Origin of the sequence: Acinetobacter sp. YH12252, from assembly GCF_013417365.1 — a bacterium.
Lineage (GTDB): Bacteria > Pseudomonadota > Gammaproteobacteria > Pseudomonadales > Moraxellaceae > Acinetobacter > Acinetobacter towneri.
Window position 1 is genome coordinate 36,818 of the sequence record NZ_VPEA01000005.1, and the last position, 16,816, is coordinate 53,633.

11 protein-coding genes are annotated in these 16,816 nt (G+C 41.0%); 8 read left to right on the forward strand and 3 right to left on the reverse strand.

Going from position 1 to position 16,816, the window contains the following annotated elements; genetic code table 11:
• Positions 1–6 precede the first annotated feature (6 nt).
• The 8 genes from aroB to FTV28_RS06515 all read left to right on the forward strand — a co-directional run bounded on the left by aroB (position 7) and on the right by FTV28_RS06515 (position 12,800).
• A complete protein-coding gene (gene aroB / locus FTV28_RS06480) occupies positions 7–1,086 on the forward strand; it encodes a 3-dehydroquinate synthase (protein WP_104852647.1) in 1,080 nt (359 codons plus the stop codon).
• 10 nt (positions 1,087–1,096) lie between these two features.
• On the forward strand, positions 1,097–1,942 hold the full coding sequence (locus FTV28_RS06485) for a hypothetical protein (RefSeq protein ID WP_179989773.1): 846 nt from the start codon (positions 1,097–1,099) through the stop codon (positions 1,940–1,942).
• A gap of 586 nt (positions 1,943–2,528) precedes the next feature.
• A complete protein-coding gene (gltB, locus tag FTV28_RS06490; protein WP_179989775.1) occupies positions 2,529–7,004 on the forward strand; it encodes a glutamate synthase large subunit in 4,476 nt (1,491 codons plus the stop codon).
• 91 nt (positions 7,005–7,095) lie between these two features.
• Positions 7,096–8,517: an FAD-dependent oxidoreductase gene (locus FTV28_RS06495; protein WP_179989777.1), complete on the forward strand. Its 1,422-nt coding sequence runs from the start codon at positions 7,096–7,098 to the stop codon at positions 8,515–8,517.
• A gap of 291 nt (positions 8,518–8,808) precedes the next feature.
• Positions 8,809–9,399, forward strand: coding sequence for a LemA family protein (locus FTV28_RS06500; protein ID WP_179989779.1), 591 nt, complete (start codon positions 8,809–8,811; stop codon positions 9,397–9,399).
• 19 nt (positions 9,400–9,418) lie between these two features.
• On the forward strand, positions 9,419–10,525 hold the full coding sequence (locus FTV28_RS06505; RefSeq protein ID WP_179989781.1) for a YgcG family protein: 1,107 nt from the start codon (positions 9,419–9,421) through the stop codon (positions 10,523–10,525).
• On the forward strand, positions 10,519–11,079 hold the full coding sequence (locus tag FTV28_RS06510) for a TPM domain-containing protein (RefSeq protein WP_179989783.1): 561 nt from the start codon (positions 10,519–10,521) through the stop codon (positions 11,077–11,079). Before FTV28_RS06505 ends, FTV28_RS06510 begins: the two co-directional genes overlap by 7 nt.
• A gap of 308 nt (positions 11,080–11,387) precedes the next feature.
• Positions 11,388–12,800, forward strand: a complete 1,413-nt coding sequence (locus tag FTV28_RS06515; protein ID WP_368856238.1) for a glycosyltransferase family 4 protein — start codon at positions 11,388–11,390, stop codon at positions 12,798–12,800.
• Here FTV28_RS06515 and FTV28_RS06520 read toward each other — a convergent pair.
• From FTV28_RS06520 to FTV28_RS06530, 3 genes are read right to left on the reverse strand one after another with little or no spacing between them, the layout of a single operon-like run.
• Positions 12,781–13,857, reverse strand: coding sequence for a glycosyltransferase family 4 protein (locus tag FTV28_RS06520; protein ID WP_257222812.1), 1,077 nt, complete (start codon positions 13,855–13,857; stop codon positions 12,781–12,783). The genes FTV28_RS06515 and FTV28_RS06520 overlap by 20 nt on opposite strands.
• A gap of 33 nt (positions 13,858–13,890) precedes the next feature.
• Complete coding sequence (gene glf / locus FTV28_RS06525; RefSeq protein ID WP_179989787.1) at positions 13,891–14,997, reverse strand: UDP-galactopyranose mutase; 1,107 nt, start codon at positions 14,995–14,997, stop codon at positions 13,891–13,893.
• Positions 14,990–16,804 (reverse strand): HAD-IA family hydrolase, encoded by a 1,815-nt coding sequence (locus FTV28_RS06530; RefSeq protein ID WP_179989789.1) that lies wholly within the window; start codon positions 16,802–16,804, stop codon positions 14,990–14,992. The genes glf and FTV28_RS06530 overlap by 8 nt, the downstream gene beginning before the upstream one ends.
• Between the last annotated feature and the right edge of the window lie 12 nt (positions 16,805–16,816).

Consider the following 16,816-nt stretch of genomic DNA (forward strand, 5'->3'; position numbering starts at 1 on the left):
TTTTTCATGCAGACTTTACACGTTGAACTTGGCGATCGCCGTTACCCAATTTTTATTGGCAGTGATCTTCAGCCCCAAGAATTACTTGCACCTTATATTAAAGGTCAGCAAGTCATGATTGTGACCAATACCACGGTTGCACCTTTGTATTTAAATCACTATGTGACGGCTGTTGAAGCACTGGGCAAGAAAGTGGCAACCTGTATTTTGCCTGATGGAGAAAAATACAAAGATATTCAGCATCTCACCCTTATTTTTGATGCCTTGCTGGAAGCTGGTTTTAACCGTGATTGTACGGTGCTGGCTTTGGGCGGTGGCGTGATTGGAGATATGGCAGGTTTTGCTTCGGCAAGCTTTCAGCGTGGGGTGTACTTCGTTCAAGTACCAACTACTTTACTGTCACAAGTCGATTCCAGTGTCGGTGGCAAAACAGGGATTAATCATCCGCTGGGTAAAAACATGATTGGTGCATTTCAGCAGCCCCAAGTGGTGTTGGCAGATATGTCGCAACTGAATACTTTACCTGAGCGTGAGTTGTCTGCAGGCCTAGCCGAAGTCATTAAATATGCGCTTTTGGGTGATGTCGAGTTTCTAGAATGGCTTGAAACGCACATGGAAGCATTAGTGGCGCGTGATCCTGCTGTACTGGCAGAAGCGGTATATCGTTCATGTGCACATAAAGCGCGTATTGTTGCCAATGATGAAAAAGAGCAAGGTGAACGCGCTTTATTGAATCTTGGGCATACTTTTGGGCACGCAATTGAATCTTATTTGGGTTATGGTGAATGGTTACACGGTGAAGCTGTTGCGACAGGGATGGTAATGGCAGCCGATTTATCACAGCGTATGGGCTGGATTTCTGCCGAAGATGTAGAGCGTACAAAAAATATCATTTCTCGCGCCAATTTACCGATAGTATGTCCGCAAATTCCACTGGATCAGTTTTTGGCTTATATGGCACACGATAAAAAAGTGCTGAATGGTCAATTACGTTTGGTGCTCATGAAGCAATTGGGTCAAGCCATCATCACCAAAGAGTTTGACTTAGAATTGATGAAACAGGCGATTTTAGCCAATCAAGCATAAAAGGCAGCATATGACAGCACTGCGTACACACTGGCAAAAAATTCAACAGTCAATTTGGTTGCTGGGCGCGGTGCTGTGTTTATTGGCGGCACTGATTTTTTGGGCGGTGACAGACCGTGAAGAACTGGTTGAAATTGAAAAACAACCAGAGTCTGAAATTGAATTACAAATTCAACCCGAGAAGGTTGCTGCAACCACCTATTTGGGTGGCTTGCAAGAAGAAGTCAGACCTTTGGAACTCACCACGCGTTTAACGGCTTCTGGTTTGCATGAGGCTGAGTTTCGCGGTACTAAATTTATTCAGGAACAAAAAAATAATAGCACGATTGAACTGTTTCGGGTCAATGATGAAAACATCATTAAAAGTTTTATTAAAAAGCAAACAGATCGAAGCAAGCTGTTTTATATCCGTTTAAGCGGTGAGGGGCAGGCTGAACAATATGTGATGTTATACGGCAGTTTTGGCAATAAACGCGAAGCCGCACAAACCTTGACCGCACTGCCATTCAAATTTCCTGAAACGATTCAGCCTGTTGTGGTGCAATTTGCTGACTATCGTCCTTATGTCAATGACTTAGGGGCAGATGAAATGGGACTGAGCACCAAGTTATATGCGGTAAATTTACGTCCAGCAGCTGTGCCTAAAATAGATGAAAGTGCTTTGGCACGTCCACCTGCAACCACAACGACTGCACCGACTATGCAGGCTGTTGCACCGCAAAATAGTACCACCAGCACTACAATTACCCGCCGTGATCAGGAGGGTAATGTCGTTGATGTACAAAAATCACAAAGTGGTACAGCACCAACTCAGCCAGATGCACCTGAACCTGAAGTACGTGATCCTTTTAACTAATCATAAACACTTCCAATACGCTTTTTAGCTCAAGTCGAGTCATTCAAATAGCTACTTGAGCTTTATCCTTTTTGTCTGTTATTTGCATTGAGCTATTTTGGCTCAATTGCACCAATTTGATCTAAAAAAATTATTCTTCTCACTAAAAAATGCGTTCTAAAATGGCGCAGCATGGTGTATAAAAATAATGAAATGCACAAAAATAGTGCGAATTTGACTTAAAAATGTGATCTGATTTTACATTTTTAGGGTTAAAGCTGAGATTTGGCTCATGTGCGAATAAAAAATAAAGTTGGCATTGTTTTTGCTTTTATTGGTGCGTGAATTGAGTTGTTGTCCCTATTTTGGCGCAAAAAAGATTCAATGATTGTGCGAAACTGTCAAATTTGCCTGCTACATTAAAGTGTAAAAGTTGCGTAAATGATGAATCGGTCACTCAGGCTTTTTAATCGGTATTGATTGAAATAAATGTGTGACATTTCATTTACCCAAGCTTGATGTTTAGAGTTGTAAATTGAGTTAAATCGCAAAAACAGATTGTTTAATTGGCCCAATTGGGCAAGTAAAAGAAGGGTACGCTATGCACATGCCATCGCCTAATACTGTAGCTCCCGCTCAAGGTTTATACCAACCGGATGAGTTTAAAGATAACTGTGGTTTCGGTTTAATTGCCCATATGCAGGGTGATGCAAGCCATGATCTCGTCAAGACTGCCATTCATAGTTTAAGTTGCATGACCCACCGTGGTGGTATTGCCGCAGACGGTAAAACGGGCGATGGATGTGGTTTGCTGTTGGCGATGCCAAAGCAATTTTTCCGCGAAGAAGCAAAACGCTTAAGTGACATTACTCTGAGCGAAATTTTTGCAGTGGGTACAGTATTTCTGAACCTCGACCCTGCCTTAGCGGCGCATGCAAAAAATATCCTGACCAAAGAAATTGAAGCAGAAGGCTGTAAAGTATTGGCTTGGCGTGTGGTGCCAACCAATAATGAGGCATTGGGCGAAATCGCCATGCAGTCTTTGCCTGCTTTTGAGCAAATTATTGTCAATTGCCCATTGGGTGTGACTGAGGTTGAATTTAACCGTAAATTATTCTTGGCACGTCGTCGTGCCGAGCAGCAATTGACTGCTGATCCATATTTTTATGTGACCACCTTATGTTCAACTGTGATCAGCTATAAAGGTTTGATGATGCCTGCTGCGATTGCAGACTTCTATACGGACCTTGCCGATGAACGTTTGGCATCACATATTGTGGTATTCCACCAACGTTTCTCGACTAATACCTTACCACGTTGGCCATTGGCGCAACCGTTCCGTTATTTGGCACACAATGGTGAAATCAACACCATTACCGCCAACCGGAACTGGGCGATGGCACGTACCCCTAAATTTGAAAATCCATTATTGCCAGGTTTGACAGAGCTAAACCCAATTGTAAACCGTACAGGTTCAGACTCCTCAAGCTTAGACAATATGCTGGAAATTCTGGTGGGTGGCGGAATGGATTTATTCCGTGCCTTGCGCATGTTGGTTCCACCTGCATGGCAGAACGTTGAAACAATTGATGCCGATTTACGCGCCTTCTATGAATTTAACTCTAAACACATGGAAGCGTGGGATGGCCCTGCAGGTTTGGTGATTCAGGATGGCCGTCATGCCATCTGTATGCTAGACCGTAATGGCTTACGTCCTGCACGTTGGGTGATCACTAAAAATGGCTACATTACTTTGGCTTCTGAAATTGGGGTGTGGGGTTATGAGCCTGAAGATGTAATTTCTAAAGGACGTGTTGGTCCTGGTCAAATTTTGGTGGTGGATACCTTTACTGGCAAAGTGCTCGATACGCAGGATGTAAATAACCATCTGAAAAGAATGCGTCCTTACCGTGAATGGTTACGTGAAAATTCAATCCGTTTACAAGGTAGCCCAGAGCTTGAAGAATATTTGTGTGATCAGGGTCTAAAAGGTGATGCCTTAAAAGCTGCACAAAAAATGTTTATGGTGACCTTTGAAGAGCGTGACCAATTATTGCGTCCAATTGCAGAAAGTGGTCAGGAAGCTGTGGGTTCCATGGGTGATGATACCCCAATGGCAGTATTATCACGTCAGGTACGTCATGTGTCAGATTATTTCCGTCAGCAGTTTGCGCAGGTGACCAATCCACCGATTGATCCATTGCGTGAATCGATCGTGATGTCTTTGGAAACCTGTTTGGGTCGTGAACAAAACGTATTTGAGCAAGGCCCAGAACATGCCGACCGCTTGATTATTTCAAGTCCTGTGTTGACCAATTCAAAAATGCACCAAATTCGCACTTTGGGTCGTAAAGGCTATGAAATTGCCGACATCGACCTGAACTATGCTGAAAATGAAGGTTTGCAAGCTGCGATTCAACGGATTTGCGAAACTGCTGCACAAGCGGTGCGTGAGGGTAAAACTTTATTGGTACTCACCGATAAAAAAATCTGTGAAGGTTACTTGCCTGCGAATGCGGTCATGGCGACTGGTGCGGTGCATCACCACTTAATTCAAGTCGGTTTACGTACCGATGCCAACATTATTGTGGAAACAGGTTTTGCCCGTGATCCGCACCAATTTGCAGTATTGCTCGGTTTTGGTGCAACTGCGGTGTATCCATATTTGGCTTATGATGTGATCAATGACTTGATTGCCAAAGGCGAGTTATTGGGCGACCCTGTCTATGCACAAAGCAATTTCCGCAAAGGCATTGAAAAAGGCTTGCTCAAAGTCTTGTCCAAAATGGGGATTTCAACTGTAGCCTCTTACCGTGGTGGTCAGTTGTTTGAAGCAGTCGGCTTATCAGCCGAAGTGGTGAATACATGCTTTATTGGTGTGCCAAGCCGTATTCAGGGGGCTACCTTTGCCGACCTTGAAAATGATCAGAAAAAACTAGCAGACACTGCATGGAAATCACGTAAACCAATTGATCAGGGTGGTTTGCTGAAATTTGTATTTGGCAAGGAATACCATGCCTTTAACCCAGATGTGATTAATGCCTTACACAAAGCGGTGCGTTCAGGCAATTATGCAGATTTTAAAGAATATGCAGAAATCGTGAATAATCGCCCAATCGCAACCATTCGTGATCTATTCAAGTTAAAAACAGACCATTCAATTGCCTTAGATCAAGTGGAATCGGTTGAGCAAATTTTACCGCGATTCGACTCTGCGGGCATGTCTTTGGGTGCGTTGTCACCAGAAGCGCATGAAGCGATTGCGATTGCCATGAACACTATTGGTGGGCGTTCAAACTCAGGTGAGGGCGGTGAAGACCCTGCGCGTTATGGCACGATTCGTAACTCGAAAATCAAACAGATTGCTTCGGGACGTTTTGGGGTCACACCTGCTTACTTAACCTCTGCAGAAGTGTTGCAGATTAAAGTGGCACAGGGTGCAAAACCAGGCGAGGGTGGTCAGTTACCGGGTGGTAAAGTGAATGGCTTGATTGCCCGTTTACGTTACTCTGTGCCGGGTGTCACTTTGATTTCACCACCACCGCACCACGATATTTATTCGATTGAAGACTTGTCACAATTGATTTTCGATTTAAAGCAAGTCAATCCGCAAGCCATGGTATCGGTCAAACTGGTGTCTGAACCGGGTGTGGGTACCATTGCAGCAGGTGTCGCTAAAGCCTATGCCGACTTCATTACCATCTCGGGTTATGATGGCGGTACCGCAGCATCGCCACTGTCCTCTATTCACCATGCAGGTTCACCGTGGGAGTTGGGTTTAAGCGAGGCGCATCAGGCATTACGTGTGAATGACTTGCGTGGCAAAGTTCGTGTGCAAACCGATGGTGGCTTAAAAACTGGTTTAGATGTGGTGAAAGCGGCTATTTTAGGTGCGGAAAGCTTTGGCTTTGGTTCAACCCCAATGATTGCCTTAGGTTGTAAATACTTACGTATTTGCCACTTAAATAACTGTGCAACTGGGGTAGCAACTCAACAAGATCACTTGCGTCAGGAACACTATATTGGTGAACCACAAATGCTGATCAACTTCTTCACTTTCATTGCGGAAGAAACCCGTGAATGGTTAGCTGCACTGGGTGTTGCGAGCTTGAAAGACTTGATTGGTCGTACCGACTTGCTAGAAATTTTACCGGGTGAAACCGAAAAACATGCGCACTTAGATTTAAGCGCCTTGTTGGAATCGCACCCTGCGGCAGAAGGCAAAGCACAATATTGTCAGGTTGAAGGCAATGCACCGTTTGACAAAGGCATCTTGGCTGAAAAAATGATTGCAGAAATGTTGCCTGCAATTGAAGCAGGTACAGGGGGCGATTATTACTTTAATGTGAGCAACTGTGACCGTTCAATTGGTGCCCGTATTTCAGGTGAAATTGCGCGTCGTTATGGTAACTTGAGCATGGAACATCATCCTGTCAAATTGAACCTTACGGGTACTGCGGGACAATCTTTAGGTGTTTGGAATGCAGGTGGTTTGCATATCAAACTTGAAGGCGATGCCAATGACTATGTGGGTAAAGGCATGGCGGGGGGACGAATTTCCATCTTCCCACCAAAAGGTTCGCCTTTCCAAACTCAAAACACAGCGATAATTGGTAATACCTGTCTCTATGGTGCAACCGGTGGTAAATTATTTGCTGCAGGTACGGCAGGTGAGCGCTTTGCGGTGCGTAACTCAGGTGCCTTCGCTGTGATTGAAGGGGCAGGCGACCACTGCTGTGAATATATGACTGGCGGGATTGTCACGGTATTGGGCAAAGTGGGTCATAACTTCGGTGCAGGTATGACCGGTGGTTTTGCTTATGTACTCGATTTGGATAATGACTTTGTAGACCGTTACAACCACGAATTGATTGAGCTGAATCGTATTTCGACTGAAGCGATGGAAGAACATAAAGCATTCTTAGGACGTATTTTAGATGAACATATTGCCGAAACAGGCAGTGCGTGGGCGTATAAGATCCGTCATGAGTTTGATTTCTATAGCCGTAAATTCTGGTTGGTAAAACCAAAAGCTGCCAACTTGCAGACTTTGTTGAAAACCACCCAAGCAGATCCACAATAATCCACGACTCAGCATTCGGCAGATGTGGATAACTTTAGACTTATACCCAGTGTAAATGTCGCGTTATCCACATCCACCTACGGAGAAAGACATGGCAGAACGCCTACATAATGACTTTCAATTTCTGGATGTAGCACGCCAAGATCCAGAGAAAAAAGATCTCGATGTCCGCAAAAATGAGTTTGTGGAAATTTATAAACCGTTTACTGCAGAAGTGGCGGCCAATCAGACCCATCGTTGTTTGGGCTGTGGTAACCCGTACTGTGAATGGAAATGCCCTGTGCATAACTATATTCCGAACTGGCTCAAACTAATTTCGGAAGGCCGTATTTTTCAGGCAGCAGAATTGTGTCATCAAACCAATACTTTGCCTGAAGTTTGTGGACGGGTTTGTCCACAAGACCGCTTGTGTGAAGGTGCATGTACCTTAAATGATGGTTTTGGTGCAGTCACCATTGGCAATGCCGAAAAGTACATTAACGATACAGCTTTTGCCTTAGGCTGGCGTCCAGACATGTCGCATGTGAAATGGACAGATAAAAAAGTGGCGATTATTGGTGCAGGCCCTGCAGGTTTAGGCTGTGCCGATATTTTGGTGCGTAATGGCGTCAAACCGGTAGTCTTTGACAAACGGCCTGAAATTGGTGGTTTGCTTACCTTTGGTATTCCAGAGTTTAAAATGGAAAAAGACGTGATGAAACGCCGCCGAGAAATTTTTTCTGGTATGGGGGTTGAATTCCGTTTAAATACCGAAATTGGTACAGATATCACGATTGAACAATTGCTTGCCGATTACGATGCCGTATTCATGGGCATGGGCACTTATACCTATATGAAAGGTGGATTTGCTGGTGAAGATTTAGACGGCGTATATGATGCGCTGGATTTCTTGATTGCCAATGTCAACCGTTGCCAAGGCTGGGAAAAAGACCCTGCAGACTACATTAGCGTTGAAGGCAAAAAAGTGATTGTACTGGGTGGTGGTGATACTGCCATGGACTGTAACCGTACTTCTATTCGTCAAGGTGCGCAGCAAGTCACTTGTGCCTATCGTCGTGATGAAGCCAATATGCCAGGTTCACGTCGTGAAGTGACCAACGCCCGTGAAGAAGGGGTGAACTTCTTATTTAACCGTCAGCCGATTGAAATTGTCGGAGAAAATGGTAAAGTCACTGGTGTCAAAGTGGTGACCACGCAATTGGGTGAGCCTGACAGTCGCGGTCGTCGCAGTCCAGAACCTGTACCAGGTTCAGAAGAAGTTTTGGCTGCCGATGCGGTATTGCTTGCTTTTGGTTTCCGTGCCAGCCCTGCAGATTGGTTTGCCTCTGCCAATATTGGGGTAGATGGTTCAGGTCGTGTAGTTGCAGCAGAACAGCAAACATTTAAGTTCCAAACGTCTAACCCTAAAATTTTTGCAGGGGGCGATATGGTGCGTGGTTCTGATTTGGTCGTGACTGCAATTTGGGAAGGTCGTCAGGCGGCAGAAGGTATTTTAGATTATTTAGAGATCTAAACGAATTTGTTTTGCTTAGATCTTAAAAGGGCTGAGTTTTAAGGAATTCAGTCCTTTTTTATTGGATATTTTATCCCGCTCATCTTCTTGCGGAATATATTGCCATCCCTGATTCATATAAGGTTTAAGAGCTGAAACTTCAATATCAATTCAATCTGCAGTACAAGGTTATTGTTTGATGTAAACAGTTTGGTGATTCGCTCGATTAAACAAAATACACAAACAGGTCAGAATTTCACGTTAGAATGAAATCATTTCAAACAAATACCAAGAAAATTTAGAGGTTAATTTATGAATTTCACAAAAAAAACCATGCTCGCAGTGGCTTTAAGCAGTACTTTGACATTAAGCGGATGTGGCTATAACACCTTACAAGTGAAAGATGAAGCCGTGACTGCTTCTTGGTCAGAAGTCCAAAACCAATATCAACGCCGTGCTGACTTAGTGCCAAACTTGGTGAATGTAGTCAAAGGCTATGCTAAACACGAAGAACAGGTATTAACTGAAGTGACTCAGGCACGTGCCAATGTCGCAGGCTTAAAAGTGGATAAGTCGGTATTGGAAGACCCTGCGTTATTCCAGAAATATCAAGAAGCACAGGCGCAAATGACCAGTGCTTTATCACGTTTAATTGCGGTGTCTGAAAATTATCCAGACTTAAAAGCCAATGAGCAATTCCGTGAGTTACAAGTACAACTGGAAGGCACAGAAAACCGTATTGCCGTGGCGCGTAACCGTTACATCAGCACAGTGCAAGACTTTAACAGCTATGCACGCCAATTCCCGCAAGTGATGACCGCAAAAGTCATTGGTATGGACACCAAACCAAACTTCAGTGCTGAACAAAGCGCACAAACAGCACCGAAAGTTTCGTTTGAATAACGCCTAGGAGGATGTCTGGATGCTGCAATCGCACAGCAAGACCTGTATAAATCTAGTGCAGATGCTGCTGCTCATGGCAGTTATGTGTTTCAGCTGCTTGGTATATAGTGAAGTTGCCACTGCAACTGATGAAACCGCCGAAGCTGTGGTGCTGGGTAAAATTGTGCAGCAACAGCATCCTCAAAATGCCAACCCTATCCCAGATCTTGCAAACTCACGCCACTCTACATCGAGCACTCAGCAAGCACCTATAGAAACACCCGTTCAGCAACCGAAAATTGCCAATGATATGGCAGAGGGTGAATCCATCCGTGCTTTGCCGACCCTGAATCAGCCCGTGGTCGATCAAGCCAATTTGCTCACTGCAGCAGAAAAACAGCAAATCAGCCAGCGGATTTTAAATTTACATCAACACGCCAAAGCGCAAATTGGGGTGGTGATTGTACCGACCACAGGGCAGGAAGATATTTTCGATTTTGCCATGCGGGTCGCAGAACAATGGCAGCTTGGTTCTGCCAAGCAAGACAATGGTGTGTTGATGGCAATTGCGGTCAATGACCGCCGTATTCAGATTTTAACGGGGTATGGTTTAGAGGGTGTGCTGCCTGATATTGTAGTGAGCCGGATTATTAACCAACGTATTACGCCGTATTTTAAACAAGCGCAATATGCACAAGGCATAGATGCAGGCGTGGCAGAAATTGAACGGATTTTAAACCTAGACCCCGAAGTTGCTGCACAGGCGGCGCAAGAACTCAAACAACGCCATGAACAAGCCCTGCAAGAACAACAGGCGCGTGAAAAAACCTTGAGCACTGCTTTATTTATTTTAATTGCTGGGGTAATTGGCTCTCTGATTGTTGGAAAACGCCTCAGTGCTTCAACCGCTGCCGTGGCAGGTACAGTGGCAGGTTTGGTCAATGGTGCAGGCTTAATCACCAGTTTAATGATTGGCGCGGGAATTTTCTTTTTACTTATCACCGCTATTGCACAGACCATTTTCCAAATTTTCTTGTCCTCTGCAGGACGTGGTGGCGGACGTGGCGGTGGCGGTTTTGGTGGAGGAGGCGGCTATAGCGGTGGTGGCGGTGGCTTTGGTGGGGGAGGAGCATCAGGATCATGGTAACAACAACCGATACAACAGAAATTATTACTCAACCGAAAATGGACATTGCAGCGCGTCTGAGTATAAAGCGTTGGCTGAAGCATTTCTTTTATTTACCTGCCACCAAACGTTTTTTTAATGCGCAGGATCAACATGCCATTGCAGAAGCCGTGACTGCTGCCGAGCATGGGCATGTGGGTGAAATTCAGGTGGTGATTGAAGGTTGTTTACCCTCGCGGTTGGCGTATGCGATAGATACGCATACCCGTGCACGCCAATTATTTGCAGAATTGGGTGTTTGGGATACTGAACTAAACAGCGGCGTTTTGCTGTACCTGAATTTGTGTGAGCGTAAAGTGGAAATTGTGATTGACCGTGGAATTAAAACTGCGAGCACGCAACAGGTGTGGGATGATGTCTGTACGCATATTGTGCAGGGTTTGGCACAGCAGCAGTATAGGCAGGCAGTGATAACAGGTGTGAAAGAAATTGGTGAAATTTTGGATGGTTTTTATGACCGCCAGCTGCTAGATCAGCAAAATGAATTGAGCAATGACCCGATTATTTTGGGATGAGGGTTGTTTGTGTTTCTTTCTTTTTTGATCTCCCTCCTTGCGCCATAGATGGCTCACCTTTTCAAAGGGGGAGGCTATCATGAGCATATTTTAGTTCAAAGCTAATATAGCTCACATTTTTCAAAGAGGGAAGTTTGCACAAGTTACGCCTTAAATTTGACTCAATTAGGGGCGCTTTGCATTTCAAATCTTTGTGCAACAAAGCCCTAGAAAAGTGCAATTCGTTGCTGTTGGAAAACTTTGAGTTGAGGCAAAGACTTTAATTATTTGTATTTTGATTATGTTAACTTTTATACAGCACTAATAGTGTGGATAAATTTAATTTTACTCACACTATATATTGCGGTATACAAGGGATATCGGATTTCAATGTATTTAAAATAAATACGTTTCTGTATAATTCTTTGATATTTAGTAAAAATTCATATGTGGATCAATTGGCAGAAAATATCTGTAAATTTGATTCTTTCATTCGAGTATTTAGGCTTTTCTTTATGGCTCAAAAAAAAACAGTACTGGTTTTAGCATCAACTTATCCACGCTGGGAAAATGATCATGAGCCTGGGTTTGTTCATGAACTCTGTAAAAGACTTACTCAGCAATTTCATGTAATTGCACTTGTACCCGATGCTGTAAATGCCGATCCGAATGGGTTCCTAGATGGTGTTCAGGTCATCCGTTATAAATATGCCCCTAAAAAATTACAATCATTGGTCAATAATGGTGGCATTGTTAACAACTTGAAAGCTTTTTGGTGGAAATGGTTGCTTGTTCCTAGTTTTCTAATAGGACAATATTTTGCAGTTAGAAAAATTTTAGATACACAAAAGGTTGATGTTATTCATGCACATTGGTTAATTCCACAAGGTTGGATAGCAAATCAATTTAGCAAACAATTCAATCTTCCTTATATTGTAACTTCACACGGTGGAGATCTATTTGGGTTACAGGGGAATATGCTCACGAAAATAAAAAAACAGGTTGCTGAAGATGCCACTGCGATGACAGTGGTTAGTCAGGCTATGCAAGACTATTTGTCACAAATGTGCATACGACCTCAACATCTAGATGTAATTCCAATGGGAGTAGACTTACAGCATCGGTTTATTCCAAACCCTAATATAAAACGCCATCATAATGAGTTGCTTTTTGTAGGGCGATTGGTGCCAAAAAAAGGGCTCAACTTTTTGTTGGATGCCTTGGCTATTTTAGTGAATGAGCATCCTGAATTACGTTTAAATATTGTTGGGTTTGGCCCTGAAGAGTCTGCATTAAAACAACAAGTTGCACGATTGAATCTTGAAAAAAATGTTAATTTTTTGGGTGCACGCTCACAAGACCAGTTACCTCAAATGTATCAACAAGCGACACTTTTTGTGGCACCTTTTGTGCGAACAGATAATGGGGATCAAGAAGGATTACCCGTTGCTTTGATGGAAGCGATTGGTTGTGGTTGTCCTGCAGTAGTTGGACATGTGGTTGGAATAGAAGACTTACTCGGTGAAGATATTCAGCATATTGCAGTTCATCCGCATAATACTCAAGAATTGGTATCTGCCATTTCAAAAACACTAAATGAACCGACATTAGCAGCTGAACGTACTTTAAGGATTCGACAGCATGCGCTGAAATTAATTGATTGGGATAGTGTTGCTTATGCCTATGGCAATATCTTAAAAGACAGCATTCAAAATTTTAACACTAAAATTTCAATGCAGTAATCATTGGTTCAAGACGCTGTATAATAGTAGCCCAATCCTCAACAACAATACTTTGTTGTTGCGGAGATTGTAATTGCTGTTGAATTTTTGAGGCTAAATCATTGGCATTGCCTGTCTGAAATAGAACTTGTGGTGAGTCTCTAAACAAGTAACTCATCTCACCAATATTCGCTACAACGACAGGTAAATCGCATGCCAACATTTCATAGGCTTTTTGAGGGAAGCAATAACGTCCAAAAGGGGTATCTAAAATTGAAATGATGCCAAGATCTAAAGCTTGAAAAAGTGTCGAAATTTCATGGTGTGCTAAACTACCCAAATAATGGACTCGTTCTTCTACGGGAGGTGGATAATCAGGTTGATAGGGACCTGCAAGTACTAAATGTACGTTAGGCATTTCATGTTTAAGTTTTTCCCATGCTTGATAAATTACTTCCACACCTTTGTCTTTATACAATCCACCTGCCGTGCCAATATATTGTTTATTCGATAGTAAACCAAATCTTTCTCGTGCATTAGATTTATTACCTGGCCTAAAGGTAGTTAGATCGACCGTGCTTGGTAGAGAAACAACTTTAGCTTGTGCTGCATAATCATGAATCACTAATTCTGCTAATGGTTGACTAGTTGTTGTGACTAATTGAGCTTGGCAGACTGCTTGACGTAAAAGATGCTTCATACCAGGGATGCGAGCTTGCCCAAAGCCTTCAAAATTGTCATAGAGATCTGCTATGAAGGGTACTTTAAGCCGTTTAGCACACCATGCACCCCAAACAATATGTGGAATATCTGATGCAGCAATAACAATATCTGGTTGGTATTGTTTTAATTGTTGTAACAGTAAAAAAGGATAAGTGAATAATCCCAGTTTTTTTAAGCCTTTATAACTTTTTGAGTGCCAAATAAGTTTTTTTCCATGATTGGACTCATCCCAAGTGCCTTCATTATGAGATTGATAACTCAAACAAAAACATTCAACTTGGTGCCCAAGATGTGCTAATTGATTCGGTATCTCGTATAAACGTGCATATTTATCTAAAATGACATCTTTAGACATATATTGTCGTTTACACAAGAATGCGATTTTCAATTATTTTCTCTCCAGTATTTTATCTACAGCATTCAACGCCGCACCTACAACTTGATCCATATTGTAATAGCGATACTCTGCTAAACGACCAACAAAAGTAACATTTTTTTCACAGTCTGCTAAGGATTTGTACTTCTTAAATAAAGCCTCATTTTCATCACGTGGAATTGGATAGTAAGGATCACCTTCAGCTGTTGGATACTCCCGAACAATTGAGGTGGTAGGGTGTTGTTGCCCTGTAAGATGTTTAAATTCAGTAATGCGAGTAAATTCAAAGTCATTTGGATAGTTTATAGTTCCGACACTTTGGTATTGTTCAGTATTTTCTAGGTGTTGATGCTCAAAGCGTAAGGAGCGGTAAGGTAGCTTGCCAAATTTATAGTCATAAAACTCATCTATACAACCTGTATAAATCAGATGATCATACTCGACACCTTGTGCCAGCAAATCTTTATAGTCTGTACTCAATTTGACCGTAATGTTTGGATGATTCAGCATATTTTCAAACATAGCTGTATAACCATGTAATGGCATTGCTTGATAAGTATCGGTAAAGTATCGGTCATCTGTATTGGTACGTGTTGGAATACGTGCCGCTACGCCTGCTTTTAATTGAGAAGGATCTAGCCCCCACTGTTTTTTGGTGTAGTTTAAGAAGAACTTTTCATATAAATCTCGACCGACTGAATTAAGTACAACATCTTCACTAGTTAGTACTTTTTCTTGTGGTTCACGTACTTTTTCAAAATATTCAGCTGCTTGTTCTTCAGTTAAATCTAAATCATAAAGTTGATTGAGTGTGTCTCTATTAATCGGGAAGGGGTATTCCTGACCATTGACTACGCCACGTACCCGATGTTCGTAGGGGTGCCATTCAGTAAATTTGGATAAATAGTTAAAAATACGCTCACTATTGGTGTGAAAAATATGAGGACCGTATTGATGGATTAAGATGCCATGTTCATCTTTTACATCATAAGCATTGCCAGCGATATGTTCACGACGATCTATAACTAATACTTTATGTCCTGCTTCTGCTAGTTCTCGTGCTGTCACTGCACCAGCAAAACCTGCACCGATGATGAGAATATTCTTATCTTTATCCATAAATTATAGCCCTTACTTTTCGGAAAAAAGTTTTAAAATGTTCATATAAAACAAAGAAAAAAACATTATGAAATAAAACTAAAAATATGAAATACTTTATTTTCGATTTTTTTCTTAATTCAGCCATAAAATATGCTTTCCATGGTGATGTTAAATAACCAACCAGAGAAAAATCTGAAAATTCGATTAGGTCTGATTGTAAAGATGCATTAAATCCTGCTGAGTGAGATAAACTGGAGAAAGCATTAACAAAACTTTCTTGAACACACATTGTATGAGAGTGGAGTAGTGGTTTTATAGATTTTTCAATATATTCATATTGAAAATTAAATCTAGTATTTAGTTCAAAATAATCTTTAAGAAATTGCTCTGCACCAGACTTTATTCTTTTTCTTAAATTCAGTTGATAATCAGACTCATCATTCACAAATACAAAAGAATATTCACCATCTATTTTTTGTACTTTTTTTAAACTACGCTCTGGCTCAGTAAATAAAAACTCAAACAATGAAATACATTGATAAATATAAAAATATAAAGTATAGTTTTTTTTGTTGCTAAACAAAATTCCATGTTTTTTATCATTCATATTTATCATACCAATATAAAAACCAACTATTTCATTGTAGCTATCATTAAAAATTATATTTAATGAGTCTTGGATGCTTCCTTTCCAACCTAAATCAATAAAATAAGTATCTTTATCGAAACCATTAGATATTAGATATTCTTTTACAGTTAGTGCATCTTTTTCTATTTTCTTATTAAAACTTTTATGATGAGATAAATATTTTTCAATCTGCTTTTTACAAACCCAAACTGATTTTCCTTTCAATAATTCTGGACATGATAAATTAATGCGAGAAAAAAAATCGTCACAATTCATAGTTTCAAAAAAAAGTCTATCATATTTTTTTGAAAAATAAACTTCAGGCAAATATACTAATTTTCTGGAAATACGAGTGTAATAAGTTTTATATTTTTTATCTTGATTGAAAAACAACTCAAAAGCAAACTTAAATAAATAAGAATCTCTTGCTCCAAATACAATATTATTGGTGCTGTTTACATTCTTAGATAAATAATGTGAGAAAATATATGCGATTTTCCCACAAAATTCATAGCCAATTTTATAATATGGATCATCCTGAACTGGTGACCTGAAGCAGTCAAGGAATCCATTGCTTTCACGATGTTGTGGAAAACCTACATGAACAACAGAAACCCCTAATTTTTGAGGTACTTCAATATCAGAATATATATTATCTCCATAATGAATTATTTCCGATAATTTGATATTATGTTGTTGTGCAATAAGTTTGAAAAGCTTTCCACTTGACTTGGTTAAACCAACTTCAGAAGAAACATAAACCAAATCGACATTTATTTTATTATTTTTTAAAATTTTTTTAAGAGTATTTCTAGGTAAATACATGTCAGAAGTAATGCAAATATTTTTATTTTTTGAAATTATTTCATTAAGCTTGTTTATATTTTTGTCTATTGGACATATAATATTTAGTTCTATTTCAATCTCTTTCTGTAGCACATCTTTAGAGTTTTTAATAAAAAATCCAAGCACTCGATAAATATCAAAAATGCTGATATCTTCTTTTCGACTTCTATTTAGAAAACGGGAAAGTTTTTCAGAAAAAACTCGAAGAGTTTTGAAGCTAAACCAAAAATTTAAAAAAAATCTAAATTGTACAATTCCCGTGGCTTCGACAAGCGTAAATACATCTTTAGGGTGATTTACTTTTCGTGTTACAAGCGTATCAAATAAATCGAAGGAATTTATTTTATGCATTATCAGTTGCCC